Below are 25,137 nucleotides of genomic sequence, written 5' to 3'. Positions count from 1 at the left end.
AAACAGTTTTCCAGTCCGTATAAGGAGCTTCCTTTGGTCGCTCTTTTACTGCCGGAAAACTAAAGTTTACAACCTGTTTTTGTTTTCATTGCCATCTGGGCTAGTGCGTCTGAGATAAAACGGGAACTTTTATTTACTTTTGCATCATAATTTATAATTCATCATTAAGTATGTCTTCACACCATATCGTTCGGGACGACCAAGAACCTGCTTTAATCATTGCCAATGGTGCTTCCTGTAATCCGGAACTGTTGGGTCAGTTACTGGAATGGTCGCCGCTTGTGGTCGTATTAGATTCGGCTATGGTTCGTGTCATGGAATTAGACATCAAAGTCGATGTGCTTTTAGGAGATTTCGACAAAGGATTTGATCCTGAAATTTATAAAACCTTACAATACCCCATCGAAATCATTCATACGCCAGATCAAAATAAAACCGATTTAGAGAAGGCTTTTGACTATTTAATCGAAAGAAAAATTCCTGCAGTCAATGTTGTTTGGGCCACGGGACGTAGAGCCGATCATACGATTACCAATCTGACCAACATTACACGATACAGAAATCTATTGAAAATTGTCATTCTGGACGATCATTCAAAAGTGTTTTTATTGCCTAAGAAATTCGAAAAATGGTACACGGCAGACACCCCCATTTCATTAATTCCCATCGGTCATGTGACTGGAATACATTCAGATAATTTATATTACCCATTGAAAGATGATAGTTTGACCATTGGTTACAGAACTGGAAGCAGTAATCATGTCATCAACGACGGCATTGTGACAATCGAACATAACGAAGGCGATTTATTGATGATGGAATGCTTGGATTAGCATTTATTGAATATTCAACAATGCGTTTCTCACAATTTCATAATGGCTCCAGGGAATAAAATGATTCGCTTTTTTGATCGTTATGGTATCAATTGATTTTGCATTGACAAACATTTTTTTCATGAAGGCAACATTGCTGTACGGCACCAAAGCGTCTTTTGTTCCGTGAATAATGGTAACATCGCAAGTAATCTTTTTCAACTCTGGTTCTAAAGCCACCAAATCCTGTTTCAGCCACCACAACTCATCATTGGAAGGCCGTAATGCTCCGGGAATCAAATACCGCAAAGGCGATGCCTTGATAACGGTTCGCCATTTCTCTGGGTTTTCAGCTTTCGGGTCCAATGAGCCTGACACTATCACCAATCGTTTATACCAAGACGGATTATCTACGGCTAACTGAGCCACAACTGGACCACCAACGGAATGTCCCACCAAAATTAGCGGCTTTTTATTATCTATTTTTTTTATAAACTCAGATATTCTTTGAGACTGTACCCTTAAATTTTGAGCGTCACCAAAATCACTGTAACCAAAACCCGGACGGTCTATGGCAATCATTCGGTATTTTTTCAGTAACAAACTGTCTTTAAGATATTCTTTGAAAGCATTCCAACTTCCCGGCGAACCGTGTACAAAAAACAAAGTTGGGTTTTGAATAGTTCCTGTTTCTACATAATGAATTTTATAACCATCAAAATCCATTGTTTTATCCTGAAATTCTGTTTTAGATGCAGCGAAAAATTTTGTTGTCTCTTCCCTAGAAAATCGCATCGTCATACAGGACTGACATAGTACTACATATAAAAAAATTAAACTGTAAGCTATGTATCTCTTTTTAAAATGAAATGAAGCGGGCATAAAAGTCATGCTATTTGTATTTTTTATAAAAGTAACCGTTTTTTGTTTTCGAAAAAACGGCAACAATCTAATTTTATCATTTATTTTTCATCTGTTTAATGGGTGTTGGTGGCCTTTAGCAATTTACAAAATAGGAATCGCTATCTTTGCACCGAAATATAGAAAATGAAACCGAAAACGATTACCGAAAAGACTAATTTACATCCTAGAAATCTTGACAGATTTGGATATGATTTTGAGCAGTTAATAGAAAAATCTCCTGAATTAAAAACTTTTGTTTCTGTCAATGAATATAAAATTGAGACCATCGATTTTAGTAATCCTGATGCGGTAAAGTCACTTAACAAAGCATTATTATTATCCCATTATGACATTCAAAACTGGGATATTCCTAAAAATTATCTTTGTCCTCCCATTCCGGGAAGAGCGGATTATATTCACTATTTAGCGGATTTATTAGCTTCAAGCAACAACGGAATCATTCCTGAAGGGGAAACTGTTCAAGGTTTAGATATTGGTGTCGGTGCCAATTGCATTTATCCTATAATTGGTAATTCGGCGTACGGATGGAGTTTTGTAGGAACTGATACTGATTTAAAAGCAATTGAAAACTGCAGTGCCATCATTGAAGATAATCCAAAACTAATTGATGCGATAAGTTTACAACAACAAACGGAATCGCGTTTTATTTTTAAAAATATAATTACTCCCGAAGACAAGTTTACATTCACTATTTGCAATCCTCCTTTTCATGCCTCACAGGATGAAGCCACGAAAAGTACAGTAAGAAAAATCAATAATTTAGAATCCCGTAGCGCCGGGAGCAAAGTAATTAAACCTGTTTTAAATTTTGGTGGCCATAATGCTGAATTATGGTGTGAAGGTGGTGAATTAGGTTTTGTTACCCAGATGATTTTCGAAAGTGCAAAATATCCAATGCAATGTTTATGGTTCACAACTTTAGTTTCTAAAAAAGAGAATCTTTCCAGCCTTTACAAAACACTAAATAAAGTAAGTGCGGTCCAAATTAAAACAATTGACATGGCTCAAGGCCAAAAAAATAGCCGAATTGTAGCTTGGACATTTTTGAGTGAAGCACAGCAAAAAGCGTGGAAATTTTAAGCACCATTTTTCATAATCATTATCATTGCTTATTCTCACAAATTATCCACCAAGCAATAAATTTTTATATTTCCAAAAAACAAACAAATCATTTTATATTTGTTGTTAAATAATCCAAAAAAAATGTTAATACCTCAATTAATAATTTTAGTGCTTATTTTATAAAAATTAACGTTATTTTAGTAGTAATTTAGCCGTTACAACCTAAAAAACCAAAAATGAAAAAATTATTTTTTATTCTGAGCTTTCTTTTTGCGGCAGGATTAACTGCCCAAGAAATGAAAGTTTCGGGAGTCGTAACTGATGAGTCTAATGCTACCTTACCAGGAACAACTGTACTCTTGAAAGGGACTTCCAAAGGCACAACTACAGATGCTGACGGTAAATTTACAATTACTGCAAAAATAGGGGATGTTTTACAATTTTCGTATGTAGGACTTGAAACGAAATCGGTGACTGTAACAGGAATTACGTTAAACGTTATTTTAACGGGAAGCGGAGAAACCCTTCAAGATGTTGTTGTACTAGGTTCTAGAAATCCTACTAGAACTGTAACAGAATCTGCTGTACCAATTGATGTGATTTCTATGAAAGACATTGCTTCTCAAGGACCACAAGTCAACTTAAACCAAATTTTGAACATGGTTGCGCCATCGTTTACATCAAATACTACAACCGTAGCGGATGGTACCGATCACATTGATCCTGCACAATTAAGAGGTTTAGGTCCTGATCAGGTGTTGGTTTTAATAAACGGAAAAAGAAGACATACTTCTTCTTTAGTAAATATTAATGGTTCTCCTGGAAGAGGATCTGTTGGAACAGATTTAAATGCTATTCCTGCTTTTGCAATCGAAAAAATCGAAGTATTGAGAGATGGCGCTTCAGCGCAATATGGTTCTGATGCTATTGCGGGTGTAATCAACATTAACGTCAAGAAAAATACCAATAAATTAGATGTTGCCCTTTTTGGAGGAGGAAATCTTTCAAAAGGAGCTAATGATCATACTGGTGGTATTGACGGTGCTAATTACCAATTAGACTTAAATTACGGAACTGGTCTTGGCAAAGAGAAAAGCTTTATTAATGCAACTGCGAGTTTTCAACTTAGAGATGCTACTAGCCGAGCTAAAGATGTGACCGGTAATTTATTTAATGCCTATAATGCTGTTGAACAAAGAGCTGCTGAAGCTGGAACAAATATTAATGCTCTTTTTGGAAACATAAATAATACTCCAAATACGGTACAAATACTTACCACAATAAAACAATATGCTCCTACAGTGGGTTATTTTACAGCAGCGCAACAAACTGCTATCACTGGTGCTGCTACTATTTCACAAATGCAAACAGCATTAAATTTTGATGCAACTGCCGGAGAGTTAGCGTACAGAGGTCTTGAAAGAAGAAATTTCAACATGAGAGTGGGACAATCGTCCTTAAAAAGTGCTCAGTTCTTTTTGAATGCCGCTTATCCAATCAATGACAAATTAGAAGCGTATGCTTTCGGAGGAACTAGTTATAGAGATGGTGAAGCTGCAGGTTTTTACAGAAGACCAAATCAAGCCCGATCTTATACAGGATTGTATCCAAACGGATTTTTGCCGGAAATACATTCTACAATCAACGACGTCTCAATAGCCGCTGGTCTTAGAGGTATGATTTTCGAAAATTGGAATTTTGACTTAAGTAACACTTTTGGAAGAAATGCTTTTGATTACGGAGTTGAGAATACAGTGAATGCCTCTTTAAGAGAAAAGTCTCCAACTGAATTTGATGCCGGTGGTTTGGCTTTCGCCCAAAACACAACAAATTTTGACATGAACAGAAAATTTGATGTTCTTGAAGGATTAAACGTTGCTTTTGGCGCAGAATATCGTCATGAAAACTTCGCTATCAATGCAGGTCAGCCGGAATCTTATAATTTATATGACATTAACGGAGGAGTAGTTACAGGAACAACAGCGTCAAATATTAGAGTGACAGACTTTTTTGGTTCTGCAAGACCAAATGGCTCTCAAGTATTTCCTGGTTTCCGCCCTGCAAATGCAATTGACAAAGACCGTAATAGTGTTGCCGTTTATACCGATTTAGAACTAGACGTTACTGACAAATGGCTAGTAAATGGAGCCGTTCGTTTTGAGAACTATTCGGATTTTGGAAATACTACTAATTTCAAAGTAGCGACTCGTTATAAAGTAACAGAAAATATCAATTTACGCGGCGCTGTTTCAACTGGATTTAGAGCACCTTCATTACACCAAATCTATTTCAATTCAACTGCTACACAATTTGTGGGCGGTGTACCATTTGAGGTTGGAACTTTCAGTAATGATTCGCAAGCAGCACAATTGCTAGGAATTCCTAAATTGAAACAGGAAGAATCTCAAAGTGCCAGCATTGGTTTTACAGCTAAAATACCAACTGCAAATTTAACATTGACAGCCGATGCTTACATTGTAAAAATAGCGGACAGAGTAGTGCTTACTGATCAATTTTCAAGACCGGGTGGGACTCCTGCCGCAGGGTCTCCAAATGCAATTTTGAATGCATTATTTGATACAGCCGGAGCAACTGCTGCAACTTTCTTTGCTAATGCGATTGACACGGAATCAAAAGGAATTGATATTGTAATAAGTCATAAAACAAGTTTTGGAAATAATGTTTCTCTGAAAACAGATCTGTCAGGAACTTTTTCAAATACCTACAGAGTGGGAGATATTCACGCTTCTCCAGTTTTAGCAGCTGCCGGTCAGATAAACAGATACTATTCTGAAGCAAGTAGAGTGTACTTACAAGAAGCAATTCCAAGAGTTAAAGCTAATTTGACTAATTCGATTAGCTACAAAAAATTCGATTTCTTCTTGAGAAATGTTTATTTTGGTAAAGTTACTGATCCAAATACAGCAGACGTAAACGGAGATGGAAGAGTTGAAGGTATTATAATAAACGGTCAAGCGGTAGAGATTGAGCACCCGATCTGGGGCGCTAAAATAATTACGGATTTATCTGTTGGTTTCAAAATTACTGATGCTGCAAAAATAGTTATTGGAGCAAATAATATTTTTGACATATATCCGGATATGAATCTTGGAACGCAAACTGCAATTAGACCAAGATTAGTATCAGGAGCTATCAATTACACAGCGGCGCCATCGACAATAGATTTATCCAATGCAAATCAATTTATATATTCAAGAAACACCTCTCAATTTGGTCAAAACGGTCGTTTTGTTTTCGCCAGATTAAGCTTCAGTTTTTAGAAAAACATCTTTTATACAAAGGAAAGCCATCAACAAACAGTTGATGGCTTTTTTTTGGCTTAAACTTAGGTAAAAGAAGAATTCAAACGTTGTACCTTTGTTCCTCTTAACCTTTGTTTTTGTTGTAAATGAATTTCCAAGTAGTATCTGATTACCAGCCGAAGGGCGACCAACCTCAAGCGATTGAAAAATTGACTCAGGGGATTATTGATGGTGATAAATTCCAAACACTTTTAGGAGTTACCGGATCCGGAAAAACATTTACCGTTGCTAATGTCATTCAGGAGGTACAAAGACCAACATTAGTTTTAGCACACAATAAAACGTTGGCAGCACAATTATATTCGGAATTCAAACAATTTTTCCCGAATAATGCTGTGGAATACTTCGTTTCTTATTACGATTATTACCAACCCGAAGCTTTTATGCCCGTAACCGGTGTTTTTATTGAGAAAGACTTATCTATCAATGAAGAACTGGAAAAAATGCGAATGTCAACAACTGCTTCGTTGCTATCCGGACGTAGAGATATTTTGGTCGTCGCATCGGTTTCGTGTTTGTACGGTATAGGAAATCCTGTCGAATTTCAGAAAAACTTGATTCCAATTGAGAAAGGACAAATTATTTCTAGAACCAAATTATTGCATCAACTGGTGCAAAGTTTATATTCCAGAACTGAAGCCGATTTTAATCCGGGAAGTTTTAGAATAAAAGGAGATACCGTTGATGTTTATCCTAGTTATGCTGATGAAGCTTATCGAATTCATTTTTTTGGTGACGAAATTGAAGAAATTGAAAGTTTCGACACAAAGAATTCTCAAGTAATCGAAAAATTTGAAAAACTGACGATTTATCCCGCAAACATGTTTGTGACGTCTCCAGATGTTTTGCAAAATGCAATTTGGGAAATTCAACAGGATTTGGTAAAACAGGTCGATTATTTTAAAGAAATAGGAAAACATCTTGAAGCAAAACGATTGGAAGAACGCACCAATTTTGATTTGGAAATGATTCGGGAACTTGGTTATTGTTCCGGAATTGAAAATTATTCCCGCTACCTTGATGGTCGTTTACCAGGAACCAGACCTTTCTGTTTATTGGATTATTTTCCAAAAGATTATTTGATGGTTGTAGACGAAAGTCACGTGACACTTTCTCAGGTTAGCGCAATGTATGGCGGAGACAGAAGCCGAAAAGAAAATTTAGTGGAATATGGTTTTAGACTTCCCGCCGCAATGGACAACCGCCCTTTAAAATTTGAAGAGTTTGAAGCGATGCAAAATCAGGTTATTTATGTTTCTGCAACGCCAGCTGATTACGAATTGCAAAAAACGGAGGGAGTTGTTGTCGAACAAGTGATTCGTCCCACAGGATTATTGGATCCCATTATTGAAATTCGACCAAGTTTAAACCAAATTGATGATTTAATTGAAGAAATTCAGGTTAGGGCAGAAATTGACGAACGAGTTTTAGTGACGACTTTAACCAAAAGAATGGCGGAAGAATTGGCCAAATATTTAACCAAGGTCAATATTCGTTGCCGTTACATTCACTCTGAAGTAGACACTTTGGAACGAATAGAAATTATGCAAGATTTGCGAAAAGGAATTTTCGATGTTCTAATAGGTGTAAATTTACTCCGTGAAGGGTTGGATTTACCTGAAGTTTCTTTGGTGGCAATTTTAGATGCAGACAAAGAAGGTTTTTTGCGAAGTCATCGTTCGCTTACGCAAACAATTGGTCGTGCGGCGAGAAACTTGAATGGAAAAGCGATTATGTATGCTGATAAAATTACCAATAGCATGCAAAAAACCATTGACGAAACGAATTATCGTAGAACCAAGCAAATTAATCACAATACTGAAAATAATCTTGTACCGATGGCGTTAAACAAAAAAATTGAAAGCGCCTTTACTAAAAACCCATTAGCTGATTATGAATTAGGCTACACAATAAATACGGCCGCCGAACCCGAAAACTTGTATCTATCCAAAGTAGAGATTGAAAAACGCATACGCGAAAAACGGAAATCAATGGAAAAAGCAGCCAAAGATTTAGACTTCATGCAAGCTGCAAAATTACGTGATGAAATTAAAGCGTTACAAGGACAATTAACTTAATTATGTTGCTCCTGAAAAACATTTAATAAAACTTCGCCATCAATTATAGCGTTTGGTGCTTCATTCATCAACTTAAGAATACGTTTTGTAGCGACAGGATTAAGTCCCATTTCAAGTGCTATTTGTTGGATTGCAACCGATTCTTTTTGGTGTAAAATTCCGTCACTATACATCAACAAAGCCAATCTGTAAAATTGCTGAATACGTAAAAACTCCGATTTAATAGGGATTTGCGGCAGTTCTTGATGAAACAAATCTTTAAAAACATCAATTCCAAATCCCAACTCACTAGCAACAATTGCCAAAAATTCATATTCTCTTTTATGCAAATGTCCGTCGACAGTAGAAAAAGCAATCATCTCCAAAACTAAACTCCTCTTTTCTTCGAATGTATTCATCAAATTATTATTTTTAGCTAAAATATTGTTTTTAAATCAAAACACAAAAACTAAAAATGATTCGACCACAGTTCCTACTCCTGCTCTTCTTTTTTAATGTAGCAAATATTGCCGCTCAGGACGCTAAAGAGTCGAAACGAAGTACGGCTTCAAAACAAGTTTCTACCTTCACTATTGAAGCACCACAACTTCAAACCAAAAAGAAAATTTGGGTGTTTTTACCCGAAAATTATTTAACGTCCAAAAAGAAATTCTCCGTAATTTACATGCACGACGCTCAAAATTTATTTGATGAAAAAACTTCCTATTCGGGTGAATGGAATGTCGATGAAAAACTGGACAGCTTAAAAGCACAAGTTATTGTAGTAGGAATTGAACACGGAAATGACAAACGAATCGATGAATTAACGCCTTTTAAAAACGAAAAATACGGTGGAGGAAAAGCGGACAGTTATTTAGAATTTATCGTAAAAACATTAAAACCACAAATCGACAAAACGTATCCAACAAAAACCAAAAAGAAAAATACGATTATCATGGGAAGTTCCCTTGGTGGACTTACCTCTTATTATGCCGTTTTAAAATACCCTGAAATATTTGGAAAAGCAGGTGTTTTCTCGCCTTCTTTTTGGTTTGCCAAAGACATTTACAATCTTACTGAAAAATCTGAAAAGATAAAATCTAAAGTCTATTTTTTATGCGGCGACAGTGAAAGCGACGATATGGTTTCAGATTTGAACAAAATGGAACGTTTGCTAAATTCAAATAGATGTTATTGCCTGAATTTAAATGAAAAGAAAATTGTAAAAGGCGGACAACATAATGAAAAATTATGGCGCGATGGTTTTGTAAAAGCAATTTTATGGCTTGGCTATTAAATGGCATCTTTGAAAAAACTCATTAATTTTTAGTGTTAAAAAATAGATTCAAATGCAATTAATCCTTAGAGAATACAACCTTAAATTAAAACATACGTTTACAATTTCCAGAAAATCTATAGACTTCCAGCCTTGCTTGATTGTGGAACTCCAAAGTGACGGTTTTTCAGGTTTTGGCGAAGCAACTTCTAATCCATATTACAAGACAACAGTTCCGATGATGATGCAAGATTTAGAAAAAATTCGCAACATCATCGAAAACACTAAAGATGAAACACCCGAAGAATTTTGGTCAAAAATTCACCCGTATTTAAAAGAAAATATGTTTGCATTATGCGCTTTGGATATGGCATACAATGATTGGTATGCACGCAAAAAAGGAAAGAAATTGTACGAATTGTGGAATTATGACATTGACAAAAATCCACTGACAGATTACACGATTGGAATTGCATCTGTAGAGAAAATGGTAGCAAAAATAAAAGAATTGCCTTGGCCAATTTATAAAATAAAACTGGGAACCAACGAAGATATTGCCATTGTCAAAGAACTTCGGAAACATACGAATGCCACTTTTAGAATTGACGCCAATTGTGGTTGGGGCGTTGAAGAAACCATAAATAATGCTGTTGAGCTGAAAAAATTAGGTGTTGAATTCTTAGAACAACCAATGAATGCAGAAAATTGGGAAGGACACAAAGAAGTTTTCAAACATTCTGTTTTACCAATAATTGCTGACGAAAGTTGTATAATTGAGCAAGACGTGGCCAAATGTCACCATCATTTTCATGGAGTGAATGTCAAATTAATGAAATGTGGCGGATTAACTCCCGGAAGACGAATGATTGAAGAAGCCAAGAAATTCGGTTTGAAAACAATGGTGGGTTGTATGACTGAATCGACCGTTGGAATATCTGCAATTGCACATTTATTGCCACAATTGGATTATGTCGATATGGACGGTGCATTGCTTTTAGCTGAAGACATAGCAACTGGTATAACAATAGATTTTGGAAAAATAAGCTATTCTGAAATCAATGGAACCGGTGTAACTTTAATTAAGGTCCTTTGAAAGTGCTCCAATTCTAAATCTAAAATTGTGCTCTAATTGCTTTTAAACCGTACCTTTGTAAAAAATTAGAATATGATGACAAATAACGATATCTTTAAAAAACTTCGCGTAGCTTTAATGTTACGCGATGATCAAATAGTTGAAATATTAGAATTAGTAGATTTTAGAATCACTAAATCAGAATTGGGTGCTTTTTTCCGTGATGAAAAACATGAAAACTATATGGAATGTGGCGACCAAGTGTTGCGTAACTTCCTAAATGCATTGGTAATTCACTTGCGGGGTACGAAAGAAAATCCAAAAAATCCAAATGATGTTTTGGCCAAACATAAAGCTCAAATTCCTGTAAAGGAAGGAACTTCTGAAAGAGCTGAATTTAAAGCAAAGCCGAGAGACGAGGAGAGATCTAGAGGTGACGAAAGTCCTTCAAAATCGAAACCTGCTGCTAAAAAACCATTTAAAAAACAATTCTCAAAAGGAGCTCCAAAAGTTCAGGTGGTAGAAAAAGTTAAATTCAACTTCGGTAAGAATAAAAAATCATAACAGTGAAAACAGCTTTGATTATTGGAAGCACTGGTTTAATAGGTTCAGAACTATTAAATTTACTTTTAGATAGCAATGATTATCTGAAAGTGATCACTTTTGTAAAAAGAGATACAGGAATAAAGCATCCAAAATTAACGCAACACATCATCGATTTTGACAAGCCGGAAACCTATAAAGAATTAGTGGTTGGAGATGATTTCTTTTGTACCATTGGCACAACAATCAAAAAAGCAGGAAGTAAAGAAGCTTTCAGAAAAGTAGATTTTGAATATCCAAAACAGTTTGCCGCTTTTGCTTTGCAGAATAAAGTCAAAAACTATTTCATTATTTCATCTCTTGGTGCTAATGCGAAATCCGGAAATTTCTATTTGAAAACAAAAGGAGAAATCCAAGATTTTCTTAAAGATTGTGATTTCGAAAGCGTTGCTGTCTTTCAACCTTCCCTTCTTTTGGGAAACCGAACTGAATTTAGATTAGGAGAAAAAGTAGGCGCCTTTTTTATGAAAACACTTTCCTTCTTATTCGTTGGAAATTTAAAAAAGTACAAACCTATCGAAAGCGAAACGGTAGCCAAAGCACTTTTGAAAATAGCTCAAACAAACAATATAGGTTTTAAAATATATGAATCAGATTCGATTCAAGAAATTGGAAAATAATACAATATCAAAATCCTGAATAAGCGTTCAGGATTTTTTTTGTATATTTAGTTCATCTAAGTGAATTTACAACTTCAAATATGAAATACATTCTAACCTTCTCAATATTCTTTTTCACTTCCTTATTTTTTGGACAAAATAATAAAATAAAAGAACCCGCAAAATTTCTGGATTCAATTTTAATTACGTCAACAACAATGGAATATGTTGACCCAAATAAAATTGAATCTGTTAATATTATCAAAAAGGACACCATAATAAATGGGGTTAGATATCCTGATCAAATATATTTTACTTCCAAAGTTCCTAAGAAATATGATTTCATAAGTTTGGAACAAATTAAATCTGAATTTACCAAAATCAAAACTAACGATGTCATTTTTATGGTAAATGGAACATTTATAAAAGACAATATTGAAACTTTCAAATTAGACCGGAACTATATTTTAAAAGTTGAAGTAACTAATTCAGAAGAATTTTACAATTTTAAAAAAAGTGACACCAAATTTGACATCATTAATATCTTGGGAAAAACCAAAGGAAATTTAGAAAATAAAAATAAGATTTTAATAAAAGGTCATGAAGCAATTGGTATTAAATAGATTTTATTTTTATTATTATTTAATTGTGTTTAAATCTAATTTTAAGAACTACAGCTTAACATAGAACATCCTACTTTATCTCTGGCCCAATCCGGTCGTTTAGCAAACCATTTCTGGGAATTTGGTTGTTCGTCATACGGATTTTTAAGCATTTCAAATAATTCGTTTAGCAAAGCATAGTCACCCTTATCCGCGTCATCAATACACAATTGTGCCATATAATTTCGCAGTACATATTTTGGATTTACTTGATTCATTTGCTCTTTCCTGACAAAATCTGAAATAGCTTCTTCATTGATTCGAATGCTGTACATCTCAAACCAATCGTGCCAATCTTTCAAGATTGTTTCATCTAAATCTTTTTCATTGTAAAAGGCGTCTTTTATGGTATTCAAAGCTGTTATTGCAGTATCAGCTTTAATAACATTACTTAGATTTCTAAAGAAAATGGTCATGTCCGTTTCTACCTTTTCAAGTAATTGAGTTAAACTCTGAATCAAAACAGCATCTTGTTCTTTTTTGATTTGGAAACCGACTTTATTTTGCATCATATTCAAATACTCCTTTTCGTAATCGGTACTAAAAGTATCTAAAATAGCTTCCAGCGGTTTCGCTTCCAGAATTAAGGGATACAACGCATTCGCTAATTGATACAAATTCCACAGCGCAATTTCTGGTTGATTACCAAAACGGTATCTTTTATGTTGGCTATCCGTTGTATTAGGCGTCCAAGTGGAATTGTAGTCTTCCAACCAACCGTAAGGTCCATAATCAATGGTGATGCCGTGAATGGACATATTATCAGTATTCATAACGCCATGAACAAAACCAACGCGTTGCCAGTGTACAATCATGTTCAGCGTAGTTTGAGTAACTTCTTTAAAAAAAGCCAGATATTTTTCGACACCCTCTTCTTGGATATGGGGAAAATGATGTTTGATGGTGAAATCTGTCAATAATTTGAGATTTACATGATCATCGCGAGAAGCAAATAATTCAAAACTACCAAAACGAATAAATGATGGAGCCACTCTGCAGACTACTGCACCTTTTTCATAGGCAGGATTTCCATTATACAAAACATCACGCAATACCTGGTCGCCAGAAAGCATTAGCGAAAGCGACCGTGTTGAGGGAACACCCAAATAATGCATCGCTTCGGCACACAAATATTCTCGTATAGAAGAACGCAAAACGGCGAAACCATCGGCGGTTCTGGAATAAGGTGTTGGCCCTGCTCCTTTCAGTTGCAATGTGTACGACTTATTTTCATGAACTACTTCAGTAAGATTAATGGCACGACCATCTCCTAATTGTCCTGCCCAATTTCCAAATTGATGTCCTGCATAACTCAAAGCATACGGTTTCGTACCTGGATAAATGGTACTTCCTGAAAAAGTATTTAAAAAATCAGCTGAAAGTATATCTTCCTGAGAGAGACCAATAACATTTGCTACTTCAATTGAAGTATGAATCAGTGAAGGATTTGAAGGTTTTTTGGGTAGTACGTAAGAATAACAAGCTTGATGAACCTGTCTTGGAACATTGATTTGATTGGGATCAGCAGGTAATTCGGCAGTAAAACTATTTTGTATCTGGAGTTTCATAATTACTAAAAAACATTAAAAACAAAGATAATTGTTGTAAAGCAGAAAACTTTGCACTTTCAATTATTATTATGATTTGTTCTCTTTAAAAACTTGTAATGATCCAAAAAAAAATCCCGTTTGCCACAGCAAACAGGATTTTAAATTTATAACTATTTTCTAATTAAGAAAGTGCTGCTTTAACTTGATCAGCTGCTTCTTGGAATTCAACAGCAGATAAAATTGGCATTCCTGAATTATCAATTAATTCTTTTGCGATCGCTGCATTTGTACCTTGCAAACGAACAATGATTGGCACTTTAATTGCATCACCCATATTTTTGTAAGCATCAACAACTCCTTGCGCCACACGGTCACAACGAACGATTCCACCAAAAATATTAATCAAAATAGCTTTTACGTTTTGATCTTTTAAGATAATACGGAAAGCAGTTTCAACACGTTTTGCATCAGCAGTTCCACCTACGTCAAGGAAGTTAGCAGGCTCAAAACCAGCATATTTAATCAAATCCATAGTTGCCATTGCTAAACCAGCTCCGTTCACCATACATCCTACTGTACCGTCAAGATCTACATAGTTTAACCCTACTTCTTTTGCTTCCACTTCGATTGGATTTTCCTCACGAATGTCACGCATGTCAGCATATTTCTTTTGTCTGTATAAAGCATTATCATCGATATTTACTTTAGCATCTACAGCCATAATTTTATTGTCAGATGTTTTTAAAACCGGGTTGATTTCAAACATCGAAGCATCAGATCCAATATAGGCATTGTATAAAGAATCGATGAATTTTACCATTTCTTTGAAAGCGTTTCCAGAAAGACCTAAGTTAAAAGCAATTCTTCTTGCTTGAAAACCTTGCAATCCAACAGAAGGGTCAATTTCTTCAGTAAAAATTAAATGAGGAGTGTGTTCCGCAACTTCTTCAATATCCATTCCACCTTCAGTAGAATACATAATCATATTTCGACCTGTAGCTCTGTTCAATAAAACAGAAACGTAAAACTCCGAAGTTTCACTTTCGCCAGGATAATATACATCTTCAGCGATTAAAACTTTGTGTACTTTTTTACCTTCAGCAGAAGTTTGAGGTGTAATCAATTGCATTCCGATGATTTGCTCTGAAATCTCTTCAACTTGTTGTAAATTTTTGGCAAGTTTCACTCCACCACCTTTTCCACGTCCACCTGCATGAACTTGGGCTTTTACAACATACCAACTTGTACCAGTTTCGGCAGTTAATTGTTTTGCAGCAGCAACCGCTTCTACAGGGCTATTAGCAACTATTCCGCGTTGAATGCGAACTCCGTAGCTAGCTAAAATCTCTTTTCCTTGATATTCGTGTATGTTCATAATATAGAATTTGTCTGGCTTCTGAATTTCTTTCAGAATAAAAGTGCCACAAAAATAGCAAAATTAAACTTAACTGTTATTTTTTTTTCAATTAAATGTAGCTCTAAATCTCGATAATAGAAAGAAAGACAAAGCCACTGTCAAAATAAAAAAATATAAAAATTAACTACAAATTTGTTAAAAATAATCACGATTAACGATTGGCAAAATATTTCTTTCAAAATCACCGCTTTAATCAGTATTTTTTTATTTCCATTTTATCGAAAAATCAAATCGGATGTGTTTAAATATCATTATTGAGATTTAGTCAACCTTTTTCTATTAGAACTGTAAAAACAAGCCATTTTTAACCTTTACACCTCTTATATGTTACTAAATCTTTAATTTTGTAGAAAAAAATTTAAGCATGAGAGTTAAAGAACAAGGCCTTTATTTGCCCGAATTTGAACACGACAATTGCGGTGCTGGATTCATTTGTAATTTAAATGGAATTAAGTCAAATGATATTATACACAAAGCACTTGATATATTAATCAAATTAGAACACCGGGGCGCTGTAAGTTCAGATGGCAGAACTGGAGATGGAGCAGGGATATTGTTTGATATCCCACATGATTTTTTTAAGAAAATTTGCGAATTTGATCTCCCGGAAACTAAGGAATATGCCGTGGGAATGGTTTTTATGCCTAAAAGTAAAAATCAAGTTGTTTTTTGTAAAACTACTTTTGAAACTTCGATACGCGATCAAAATCTAGAATTAATAGGATGGAGAGACGTTCCTGTTGACGCATCAAATTTAGGACGTATTGCCGGCGAGAAAGAACCAACCGTTAAACAAGTATTTGTTGGTAAAAATGGATTAGACCTTACGGAACAACAATTTAATGCTAAGTTATTTGCAGCAAGAAAAATAGCAGAACATGCGATTCGAAATTCAAGAATTTCAGAAAGTCACATGTTTTATTTTTCCAGTTTTTCAACCACTACAATAATATATAAAGGTTTGTTGATGCCTGAAGACATCAGCAGGTATTATACGGATTTATTAGATGATGATTTAGTGACCAGACTGGCTTTAGTTCACCAACGATTTTCGACTAATACCTTTCCTTCATGGGAATTGGCTCAGCCCTTCCGATATATGTGTCATAATGGAGAAATAAATACGCTTCGTGGTAACATTAGCCGCATGCGGGCCCGTGAAGAACTAATGAAAAGCGATGTTTTTGGTGATGACATCAAAAAATTATTCCCAATTATTTTAGAAGGAAAATCAGATTCGGCTTCTATGGATATGGTAATCGAACTGTTATTGATGACGGGACGTTCTTTGCCGGAAGCGATGATGATGGTTGTCCCTGAAGCTTGGGAAAAACACCAAACTATGTCAGCCGACAAAAAAGCATTCTACGAGTACAACGCTTGCATCATGGAACCTTGGGATGGTCCAGCTTCTATTCCTTTTACTGATGGTAACGTTATTGGTGCTTTATTAGATAGAAATGGATTGCGTCCTTCACGATATACATTGACTAAAAGTGGTTTCGTAATTATGTCTTCAGAGATTGGAGTTCTTGACATCAAGCCCGAAGATGTGATTCAACACGGTCGTTTAGAACCGGGAAAAATGTTTTTAGTTGACATGAACGAAGGTCGAATTATTGAAGATGAAGAGATCAAAAATGCAATTGTTACCAAACGTCCTTACAAACAATGGTTGGATGAAAATTTGGTACAATTGGCTCAAATACCATATACTGACAATCCAATTCCAGTAGAAAACATAGATTTTGAAACAAGACAAAGACTTTTTGGCTACACGTTAGAGGATTTAAAAACAATCATAAACCCAATGGGAACTCAAGGTGCAGAAGCATTAAGTTCTATGGGAAATGATACTCCGTTAGCGGTTTTGTCAGATCAGCCACAGCTGTTATACAACTATTTTAAACAATTATTTGCTCAGGTTACCAATCCACCGTTGGATGGTATTCGTGAAGAAATAATTACTGATATCAGTTTAGCGATTGGTGGCGATTATAATATTTTTGATATTGTTCCAAAACATTGTAAGAAACTAAAAATTCAAAATCCAGTTATTTCGAACGAGGATTTAGATAAAGTAAAAAACATTGATCATGCTGATTTCAAATCAGTAACGATCGCTACTTTATACGATAACGAAAAAGGGGTAAATGGTCTAGAACGCGCTTTGGAAAGAGCGGTTCAAGCAACTTTTAAAGCGGTTTCAGAAGGCTGTAATATTGTGATTCTTTCAGATAGAGGAGTTAGTGAAAAAATGGCTCCAATACCGATGCTGTTGGCGTGTTCTTACATTCATCATTCGCTTAACATTCTAAAAGTTCGTTCTAAATTTGGAATCATTATTGAATCCGCAGAACCTCGCGAACCACATCATTTTGCCCTATTATTTGGTTATGGAGCCAGCGCAATAAACCCTTACATGGTGAATGAAATTATTCATGACCAAGTTAACCAAGGTTTTATTACTAACATAAAAGCGGATTATGCTATTAAAAATTACAATAAAGCTATTGCAAAAGGGATCTTGAAAATCATGAATAAAATTGGCATCTCTACTTTACATTCGTACAGAGCGGCACAGATTTTTGAAATTTTAGGATTAAATAAAACATTTACTTCAAAATATTTCCCTTATACTCCTTCCAGAATTGAAGGAATAGGCCTGATGGAAGTCGAAAAAGAAATCAAAAAAAGATACCAAAAAGCATTTCCAAATTCAAAAGTCAGCAATTTATTGCCTTTAGAAATTGGAGGAATTTACAGGTGGAGAAGATCAGGAGAAAAACACATGTTTAATCCAACAACTATTTCTAAACTACAACAAGCAGTACGTTTAAATAGTCCTGAAAGCTACAAGGAATATGCTAAAATGGTCAATGACCAAAGCGAAAACTTGATGACAATTAGAGGCTTATTTGAATTCAATAATTTGGATCCAATTTCTATTGACGAAGTGGAACCTTGGACAGAAATTGTAAAAAAATTCAAAACTGGCGCAATGTCTTACGGATCTATCAGTCAGGAAGCTCATGAAAATCTGGCAATTGCCATGAATAGAATTGGCGGAAAAAGTAATTCTGGTGAAGGTGGAGAAGATCCTAAACGTTTCCAAAAAGACTTAAATGGAGATTCCAGAAATAGTGCTATTAAACAAGTAGCTTCCGGAAGATTTGGAGTGTCTATCAACTACTTAACAAATGCCAAAGAGATTCAGATAAAAATGGCTCAAGGCGCAAAACCCGGAGAAGGTGGACAATTACCAGCTGAAAAAGTAGTGCCTTGGATTGCTGAAGTCAGAAATTCAACGCCTTATGTTGGATTAATCTCTCCGCCGCCACACCACGATATTTATTCTATTGAGGATTTGTCACAGTTGATTTTTGATTTAAAAAATGCCAATCGTGAAGCGAGAATTAATGTGAAATTAGTTTCTGAAGTGGGTGTAGGAACAATCGCTGCCGGTGTTGCTAAAGCAAAAGCTGATGTGATTTTAATTTCAGGATACGACGGCGGAACCGGAGCTGCACCATTAACATCCTTACAACATACAGGAATTCCTTGGGAACTTGGACTTGCGGAAGCACAACAAACCTTAATATTAAATGATTTAAGAAGTCGTGTAGTTTTAGAATGTGACGGACAATTGAAAACAGGACGTGATGTAGCCATTGCTGCTTTACTTGGCGCTGAAGAATTTGGTTTTGCAACCGCGCCTTTAGTAGCGTCCGGTTGTATAATGATGAGAGCGTGTCACTTGAATACGTGTCCAGTAGGAATTGCAACCCAAGATCCTGAATTGAGAAAAAATTTCAAAGGAACGCCGGAACACATCATTAACTTCATGTATTTTATCGCTGAGGAGTTGAGGGAAATCATGGCGCAATTAGGATTTAGAACCCTCAAAGAAATGGTAGGACAATCTCAAAAACTGAATGTCAACAAAGCCATAAAACATTATAAAGCAAGTGGATTAGACTTATCTGCAATTTTATATAAACCAGAAAAAGCGAAAGTAGTACCAAATCACAATACTACAGAACAAGACCATGCTTTAGAACATGTGCTTGATTTTGATATTATAAAAGCCGCTATTCCTTCTATTTATCGAAAAGAAAGAACCAGAGTTACTTTTAAAATTAAAAATACGGATCGTTCCGTTGGAGCTATATTGAGTAATGAGATTTCTAAAATATATGGCGCACAAGGTTTGCCTGAAGACACAATATTAGTTGATTTTGAAGGATCAGCCGGACAAAGTTTTGGTGCTTTTGCAACCAATGGTTTATCATTCAAAATTCATGGAAACTGTAATGATTATTTAGGAAAAGGCCTTTCTGGAGCTAAATTAATTATCAAAGTCCCACCATCTGCCACTTTCAAACCAGAAGAAAATATTATCATTGGTAACGTTGCACTTTATGGAGCTATTACTGGTGAGGCATACATAAATGGTATGGCAGGAGAACGTTTTTGTGTTAGAAATTCTGGAGCAACAGCAGTTGTAGAAGGAATTGGAGATCACGGATGCGAATACATGACTGGAGGAACTGTTGTAGTTCTAGGAAAAACAGGCAGAAATTTTGCTGCAGGAATGAGCGGTGGTATTGCCTACGTTTTTGATCCAAATAAAAAATTCGACGCTACCTTATGTAATATGGAAATGGTCGCTTTTGAAATATTCGAAGAAGATGACTTTATTAAACTGAGACGTTTGATAAAAAATCATTCTATGTATACCAATAGTCCTTTGGCAAAGAGGATTTTAGAAGATTGGAAAAACCAAAGCAACCATTTTGTCAAAGTAATGCCTACTGATTACAAAAAAGCATTGCAACGATTAGCCGAAGAAAAACAAATTGAAGAACTACTAGCACTATAGTTATGGGAAAGATAGGAGGATTTAAAGAATATACTAGAACCGACGAAAGCAATGTTGCTGTTCTAGAAAGAGTATCAAATTATAATGAATTTAAAATTCCGTTAACCAATGATAAAATCAAAGAACAAGGATCTAGATGCATGGATTGTGGTATTCCATTTTGTCACAGTGCTTGTCCATTAGGGAATTTAATTCCTGATTTTAATGACATGGTGCATCAGGAAGAATGGCAAAGTGCATTGAAAATATTACAATCAACCAATAACTTTCCAGAGTTTACCGGCCGTTTATGCCCTGCTCCATGTGAAAAATCATGTGTGTTAGGAATTATCAGCGAACCGGTAGCTATCGAAAATATCGAAAAAAATATTATCGAAAGGGGCTTTGCTGAAGGTTGGATAAAACCACAACCGCCCGAAGTTAGAACAGGAAAAACAGTAGCTGTAATAGGCTCTGGTCCTGCTGGATTAGCGGCGGCACAACAAATAAATCGAGCAGGACATACCGTTACGGTTTTTGAAAGAGACAATGCAATAGGAGGTTTATTACGTTATGGAATTCCAAATTTCAAACTAGAAAAAGGGATTATTGACAGACGTGTTAAAGTACTGGAAGCTGAAGGAATCACTTTTAAAACAAATATAAATGTTGGCGTAAATTATAGTGTTGAAGATTTAAATTCTTTTGATTCAATCGTATTATGCGGTGGTGCAACCGAAAGACGAAGTTTACCTACTAAAGGAATAGAAAGTAAAGGAGTTATTCAAGCAATGGACTTTTTAACACAACAAACTAAAGTAATATACGGAGAATCAATTACGGATCAAATCAAAGCAACTGGTAAAGATGTTATTGTTATTGGTGGTGGAGATACTGGTTCAGATTGTGTTGGGACCTCAAACAGACACGGTGCTAAATCGGTAACTAATTTTGAGATTTTACCAAAACCACCAGTCGGAAGAAGTGAAACTACTCCGTGGCCATTTTGGCCATTGCAATTAAAAACATCCTCTTCACATGAAGAAGGTTGTAATAGAAACTGGTTGATTAACACCAAAGAATTCATTTCTAATGAAAAAGGGGAACTTATAGGTTTAAAAACCGTTGAAGTGGCTTGGAAAATGACACCTGGACAAAGACCTGAATTGATAGAAAAAGAAGATTCGGAAAAAATATGGCCTTGTGATTTAGCTCTGTTAGCACTGGGATTTACCGGTCCTGAAAAAACATTAAGTAATCAATTAGGATTAGAAATTGATATGAGAAGCAATTATAAAGCGAACAATTATCAAACGAATGTTCCCCATATATTTACTGCAGGTGACATGCGAAGAGGACAATCATTAATTGTTTGGGCAATATCTGAAGGTCGTGAAGCTGCCAGAGAAGTCGATAAATACTTGATGGGTTATACCAATTTACCGACCAAAGGAGATGGCGATTTACCCAACTTATAGTTCTAAATGATATTTTATAACCCTTGATAGAAAAATTTGTCAAGGGTTATTTTTTTTATAGAATTTCAAACATATGTTTAATTTATAACTTTTTGTTAGAATTTGTTAGAATTCCTATATTAGCTTGTGGAACTAAATAAAGAGTAATAAATTTGCTCAAAATTAATAATCATGCAATCAAAAGACTTAGTACAATTAGCAGAACAATTTGGCAGTCCATTATACGTTTACGATGCCGAAAAAATACAATCTCAATATAACAGATTATCAAAAGCTTTTTCTAAGGTTAATAAGTTGCGCATTAATTACGCGATGAAGGCATTGTCTAATGTTGCGATCCTCCAATTGTTGAAAGAAATGGGGTCTGGTTTAGATACCGTTTCCATTCAGGAAGTATTATTAGGACTTCATGCCGGCTATGAGCCAGAAAAAATATTTTACACTCCAAATGGTGTTTCTCTTGAAGAAATTGAAGAAGTTAACGCTATGGGAGTTCAAATAAATATTGACAACTTATCCATATTAGAACAGTTCGGAACAAAATATCCAAGTGTTCCTGTTTGCATTAGAATAAATCCACATGTAATGGCAGGTGGAAATGCTAATATATCTGTTGGTCATATTGATAGTAAATTTGGGATTTCTGTTCACCAATTACCGCATTTAGTTCGCATTGTTGAAAATACAAAAATGAATATTGTGGGAATTCATATGCATACTGGTTCTGATATTTTGGACATCGAAGTGTTTTTATATGCCGCAGAAATATTATTTGATGCTGCAAAAAACTTTAAAAACCTCGAATTCCTTGATTTCGGAAGTGGATTTAAAGTGCCTTATAAAAAAGACGATATCGAGACGGACATTGAAGAGTTAGGTAAAAAATTATCAAAAAGATTCAATGCCTTTTGTACCGAATATGGAAAAGAATTAACCTTGATATTTGAACCTGGTAAATTTCTAGTAAGTGAAGCTGGTTTCTTTTTGGCTAAAGTTAATGTCGTTAAACAAACTACTTCTACGGTTTTTGCAGGAATAGATAGCGGTTTTAATCATTTGATTAGACCAATGTTTTACGGTTCACAACATCACATCGAAAACATTTCTCACCCAAAAGGCAAAGAACGATTCTACTCCGTAGTAGGATATATTTGTGAGACAGATACTTTTGCTAATAACAGAAAAATTGCAGAAATAAAAGAAGGTGATATTTTATCTTTTAGAAATGCGGGAGCGTATTGTTTCTCTATGGCTTCAAACTACAACTCAAGATACAAACCAGCCGAAGTATTATGGATGAACGGCGAAGGGCATCTAATCAGAGCACATGAAACCTTTGAAGATTTACTTAAAAATCAAATTCCATTACCTGCAGCAATGGCCACAGTTTAAAATACAAATCCCGCCTCACTTTTAATGAGACGGGATTTTTTTTGTTCAAAAATAAATAAGACCAATTTTTATTTTTTATCTAAAAGAGTTTCTAACACTTCGGATTCAGTCCCATTTGGAAATGGAATTTTCAACATTTGTGAAAGCGTTGGTGCAATTTGGGTAATGTATTTTTTAGCGTGCAATTCTCCTTTTGGAACTTGCCATCCATAAAAAAGTAAAGGCACATGAGTATCATAACTATTAGGTGAACCATGTGTAGTTCCTGTAGCTTGATATTGCATATAACCTGCTTTATCAAGTATAACAATATCGCCATTTTGTTTAGGATCATAACCCTTAGAAATGAAACTTAAAAAATAATCATCTCCTGATGACGCTAAAATTTCCTCTTCAGTGTACACTCTTTTAACTTGTTCTTGTGTCATCAAAAAGTCCTTAAAACTTTGTTTCACTTTCACCAATTCTAATCCTTTCTGTTTGATAATTTCTTTATTGAAAAAAAGATTAAAGTTAGAATAATCTAATATCAAATCTGAACCAAAGGTTTCATTTGAATGTTTTTTTAATGCTTCAACAATGTCTTTCGCAGGAATATTTTTTACATTGTATTTGTTATCTTTTAAATAATTAGGATTCTCAGCTCCAGCGTGATCAGCAGTCAGAAAAAGCAAGTAATTATCTTTTCCAACGGTTTTGTCTAAATAGTTTAAAAACTGAGCAATGGTTTGATCTAAACGCAAATAAGTGTCTTGTAACTCTATAGAACGCGGTCCAAAAGTATGTCCTACATAATCCGTTGAAGAAAAACTAACCGTCAAAAAATCTGTGATATCATCTTTCCCTAATTCTTCTTTTTCTATAGCTTTCATCGCTAACTCTGCCAAAATATCATTACCAAAAGGTGTAGTTCTCAAAACATCTGCTCCTTTTTCTTTATCCATCTTACTTAAATCATATGGAAAAACAGGTGCATTAGCTTTATCTAATTTACCTTCATACGGATTGTCATCAGCAAGACTTTCATTGTAAGTGTCTATCGGCTTCAATAAATTCCATCCTTTATTAATGTAATTCATATATCGCTTATCTTGGTTAAATTCAGTTAACCAATTAGGCAGTGCTGAACCATAAAAAGTACTTGAAATAAAAGCTCCTGTTTTACTATACCAAAATGCCCAATTAGCAAAATGACCCGCTGGCAATATAGCACCACGATCTTTTATACTCATACCAATTACCTTACCTTTAAAATTTGTAGCCATTCGCAACTCATCAGTAATTGTGGTACTTAATAAATTTTTAGGAGACATTGCCCCCTCTTTTTCTGTACCGTTACCTAGTATTGAAACAGATGCATCATCCGTACAATACATATCTTTTCCTGTAGCTTTATTGAACCAATCATTTCCAACTATTCCATGTGTAGATGGCGTAGTACCAGTATAAATACTAGCATGGCCAGGAGCTGTATAAGTTGGTACATAATTATAATGCATATTGTGAAAAGTATATCCATTATTCATTAATCTTTTAAAACCATTTGCAGAAAAATCGTCCGAGAAACGATATAGATATTCCATTTTCATTTGGTCAACCACTATACCAACTACTAATTTAGGCCGTTGCTGACCTTGTGAGTTGAAAGACATAATTACTGCTAAAAACAAAATAATTCTTTTCATATTATATTTTTATATTTAAAACAAAAATACAACATAAAGTTTGTACAAACTCTTTACGATCACGAAAGGACAATAAATTAACCTATTCTTAAACTCCATTAACTTGAAATATAAATAATGTTAGCATTCACAAAAAAATCCTCATCATTTGAATGATGAGGATTTAATACATTCCGAATTTTATTCAGTTTAAAAAAAGGCGCCAAACCGCATCGTTATCAAAAAACTTCGGACACCTCTAAAACAAAAAACCCCGTTCATCAGAACGGGGTTTTCAAAGAAAGGCGACGACATACTCTCCCACATAACTGCAGTACCATCTGCGCAGGCGGGCTTAACTACTCTGTTCGGGAAGGGAAGAGGT

17 protein-coding genes and 1 rRNA gene are annotated in these 25,137 nt (G+C 35.0%); 12 read left to right on the top strand and 6 right to left on the bottom strand.

Annotated elements, in window-relative coordinates:
• The first annotated feature begins 170 nt into the window (after positions 1–170).
• A complete protein-coding gene (locus ACP7AT_RS15435) occupies positions 171–833 on the top strand; it encodes a thiamine diphosphokinase (protein WP_426065329.1) in 663 nt (220 codons plus the stop codon).
• Positions 834–836: 3 nt separating this feature from the next.
• On the opposite strand, the gene ACP7AT_RS15430 is transcribed toward ACP7AT_RS15435, so the two are convergent.
• On the bottom strand, positions 837–1,607 hold the full coding sequence (locus ACP7AT_RS15430) for an alpha/beta fold hydrolase (RefSeq protein WP_426065328.1): 771 nt from the start codon (positions 1,605–1,607) through the stop codon (positions 837–839).
• Positions 1,608–1,859: 252 nt separating this feature from the next.
• Between ACP7AT_RS15430 and rlmF the strand changes: the two genes are divergently transcribed.
• From rlmF to uvrB, 3 genes are all read left to right on the top strand, one after another.
• Complete coding sequence (gene rlmF, locus ACP7AT_RS15425) at positions 1,860–2,816, top strand: 23S rRNA (adenine(1618)-N(6))-methyltransferase RlmF (protein WP_426065327.1); 957 nt, start codon at positions 1,860–1,862, stop codon at positions 2,814–2,816.
• Between the two features lie 218 nt (positions 2,817–3,034).
• Positions 3,035–6,079 carry a TonB-dependent receptor gene (locus ACP7AT_RS15420; RefSeq protein WP_426065326.1) on the top strand — a complete coding sequence of 1,015 codons (3,045 nt, stop codon included), beginning with the start codon at positions 3,035–3,037 and terminating at the stop codon, positions 6,077–6,079.
• A gap of 128 nt (positions 6,080–6,207) precedes the next feature.
• Positions 6,208–8,199: an excinuclease ABC subunit UvrB gene (gene uvrB, locus ACP7AT_RS15415; RefSeq protein WP_426065325.1), complete on the top strand. Its 1,992-nt coding sequence runs from the start codon at positions 6,208–6,210 to the stop codon at positions 8,197–8,199.
• On the opposite strand, the gene ACP7AT_RS15410 is transcribed toward uvrB, so the two are convergent.
• A complete protein-coding gene (locus tag ACP7AT_RS15410; RefSeq protein ID WP_426065324.1) occupies positions 8,196–8,597 on the bottom strand; it encodes an excinuclease ABC subunit B in 402 nt (133 codons plus the stop codon). The two genes, uvrB and ACP7AT_RS15410, sit on opposite strands and share 4 nt — an antisense overlap.
• 56 nt (positions 8,598–8,653) lie before the next feature.
• Between ACP7AT_RS15410 and ACP7AT_RS15405 the strand changes: the two genes are divergently transcribed.
• From ACP7AT_RS15405 to ACP7AT_RS15385, 5 genes are all read left to right on the top strand, one after another.
• Positions 8,654–9,475 (top strand): alpha/beta hydrolase, encoded by an 822-nt coding sequence (locus tag ACP7AT_RS15405; protein WP_426065323.1) that lies wholly within the window; start codon positions 8,654–8,656, stop codon positions 9,473–9,475.
• 52 nt (positions 9,476–9,527) lie between these two features.
• Positions 9,528–10,547 (top strand): dipeptide epimerase, encoded by a 1,020-nt coding sequence (locus ACP7AT_RS15400; protein WP_426065321.1) that lies wholly within the window; start codon positions 9,528–9,530, stop codon positions 10,545–10,547.
• A 75-nt stretch (positions 10,548–10,622) separates the two neighbouring features.
• Positions 10,623–11,090: a DUF1456 family protein gene (locus ACP7AT_RS15395; RefSeq protein WP_091208157.1), complete on the top strand. Its 468-nt coding sequence runs from the start codon at positions 10,623–10,625 to the stop codon at positions 11,088–11,090.
• Between the two features lie 2 nt (positions 11,091–11,092).
• Positions 11,093–11,749 carry an NAD(P)H-binding protein gene (locus tag ACP7AT_RS15390; protein WP_426065320.1) on the top strand — a complete coding sequence of 219 codons (657 nt, stop codon included), beginning with the start codon at positions 11,093–11,095 and terminating at the stop codon, positions 11,747–11,749.
• 80 nt (positions 11,750–11,829) lie between these two features.
• A complete protein-coding gene (locus ACP7AT_RS15385; protein ID WP_426065318.1) occupies positions 11,830–12,351 on the top strand; it encodes a hypothetical protein in 522 nt (173 codons plus the stop codon).
• A 41-nt stretch (positions 12,352–12,392) separates the two neighbouring features.
• Here the strand turns inward: ACP7AT_RS15385 and ACP7AT_RS15380 are convergent, their stop codons facing one another.
• Together ACP7AT_RS15380 and sucC are read right to left on the bottom strand one after the other, a co-directional pair.
• On the bottom strand, positions 12,393–13,961 hold the full coding sequence (locus ACP7AT_RS15380) for a protein adenylyltransferase SelO (RefSeq protein ID WP_426065341.1): 1,569 nt from the start codon (positions 13,959–13,961) through the stop codon (positions 12,393–12,395).
• Positions 13,962–14,121: 160 nt separating this feature from the next.
• Positions 14,122–15,315, bottom strand: a complete 1,194-nt coding sequence (gene sucC, locus ACP7AT_RS15375; RefSeq protein ID WP_091208171.1) for an ADP-forming succinate--CoA ligase subunit beta — start codon at positions 15,313–15,315, stop codon at positions 14,122–14,124.
• Between the two features lie 406 nt (positions 15,316–15,721).
• Between sucC and gltB the strand changes: the two genes are divergently transcribed.
• From gltB to lysA, 3 genes are all read left to right on the top strand, one after another.
• Positions 15,722–20,239 (top strand): glutamate synthase large subunit, encoded by a 4,518-nt coding sequence (gene gltB / locus ACP7AT_RS15370; protein WP_426065317.1) that lies wholly within the window; start codon positions 15,722–15,724, stop codon positions 20,237–20,239.
• A 2-nt stretch (positions 20,240–20,241) separates the two neighbouring features.
• Positions 20,242–21,696 carry a glutamate synthase subunit beta gene (locus ACP7AT_RS15365; RefSeq protein WP_426065316.1) on the top strand — a complete coding sequence of 485 codons (1,455 nt, stop codon included), beginning with the start codon at positions 20,242–20,244 and terminating at the stop codon, positions 21,694–21,696.
• 171 nt (positions 21,697–21,867) lie between these two features.
• Entirely contained in the window at positions 21,868–23,088 is a 1,221-nt protein-coding gene (gene lysA / locus ACP7AT_RS15360) for a diaminopimelate decarboxylase (RefSeq protein ID WP_426065314.1), read from the top strand.
• Positions 23,089–23,156: 68 nt separating this feature from the next.
• Here the strand turns inward: lysA and pafA are convergent, their stop codons facing one another.
• Together pafA and rrf are read right to left on the bottom strand one after the other, a co-directional pair.
• Positions 23,157–24,773, bottom strand: a complete 1,617-nt coding sequence (gene pafA, locus ACP7AT_RS15355) for an alkaline phosphatase PafA (protein ID WP_426065312.1) — start codon at positions 24,771–24,773, stop codon at positions 23,157–23,159.
• Between the two features lie 279 nt (positions 24,774–25,052).
• Positions 25,053–25,137 (bottom strand): 5S ribosomal RNA (gene rrf / locus ACP7AT_RS15350); the annotation flags it as partial.

The organism is Flavobacterium sp. DSP2-3-1 (assembly GCF_049896865.1).
Lineage (GTDB): Bacteria > Bacteroidota > Bacteroidia > Flavobacteriales > Flavobacteriaceae > Flavobacterium.
This window is presented reverse-complemented; position numbering and strand designations above follow the sequence as displayed.

Coding starts and splice junctions, on each gene's coding strand:
- ACP7AT_RS15435 (WP_426065329.1), top strand. CDS start 171: ATGTCTTCACACCATATCGTTCGGGACGACCAAGAACCTGCTTTAATC.
- ACP7AT_RS15430 (WP_426065328.1), bottom strand. CDS start 1,607: ATGCGATTTTCTAGGGAAGAGACAACAAAATTTTTCGCTGCATCTAAA.
- rlmF (WP_426065327.1), top strand. CDS start 1,860: ATGAAACCGAAAACGATTACCGAAAAGACTAATTTACATCCTAGAAAT.
- ACP7AT_RS15420 (WP_426065326.1), top strand. CDS start 3,035: ATGAAAAAATTATTTTTTATTCTGAGCTTTCTTTTTGCGGCAGGATTA.
- uvrB (WP_426065325.1), top strand. CDS start 6,208: ATGAATTTCCAAGTAGTATCTGATTACCAGCCGAAGGGCGACCAACCT.
- ACP7AT_RS15410 (WP_426065324.1), bottom strand. CDS start 8,597: ATGAATACATTCGAAGAAAAGAGGAGTTTAGTTTTGGAGATGATTGCT.
- ACP7AT_RS15405 (WP_426065323.1), top strand. CDS start 8,654: ATGATTCGACCACAGTTCCTACTCCTGCTCTTCTTTTTTAATGTAGCA.
- ACP7AT_RS15400 (WP_426065321.1), top strand. CDS start 9,528: ATGCAATTAATCCTTAGAGAATACAACCTTAAATTAAAACATACGTTT.
- ACP7AT_RS15395 (WP_091208157.1), top strand. CDS start 10,623: ATGACAAATAACGATATCTTTAAAAAACTTCGCGTAGCTTTAATGTTA.
- ACP7AT_RS15385 (WP_426065318.1), top strand. CDS start 11,830: ATGAAATACATTCTAACCTTCTCAATATTCTTTTTCACTTCCTTATTT.
- sucC (WP_091208171.1), bottom strand. CDS start 15,315: ATGAACATACACGAATATCAAGGAAAAGAGATTTTAGCTAGCTACGGA.
- gltB (WP_426065317.1), top strand. CDS start 15,722: ATGAGAGTTAAAGAACAAGGCCTTTATTTGCCCGAATTTGAACACGAC.
- ACP7AT_RS15365 (WP_426065316.1), top strand. CDS start 20,242: ATGGGAAAGATAGGAGGATTTAAAGAATATACTAGAACCGACGAAAGC.
- lysA (WP_426065314.1), top strand. CDS start 21,868: ATGCAATCAAAAGACTTAGTACAATTAGCAGAACAATTTGGCAGTCCA.
- pafA (WP_426065312.1), bottom strand. CDS start 24,773: ATGAAAAGAATTATTTTGTTTTTAGCAGTAATTATGTCTTTCAACTCA.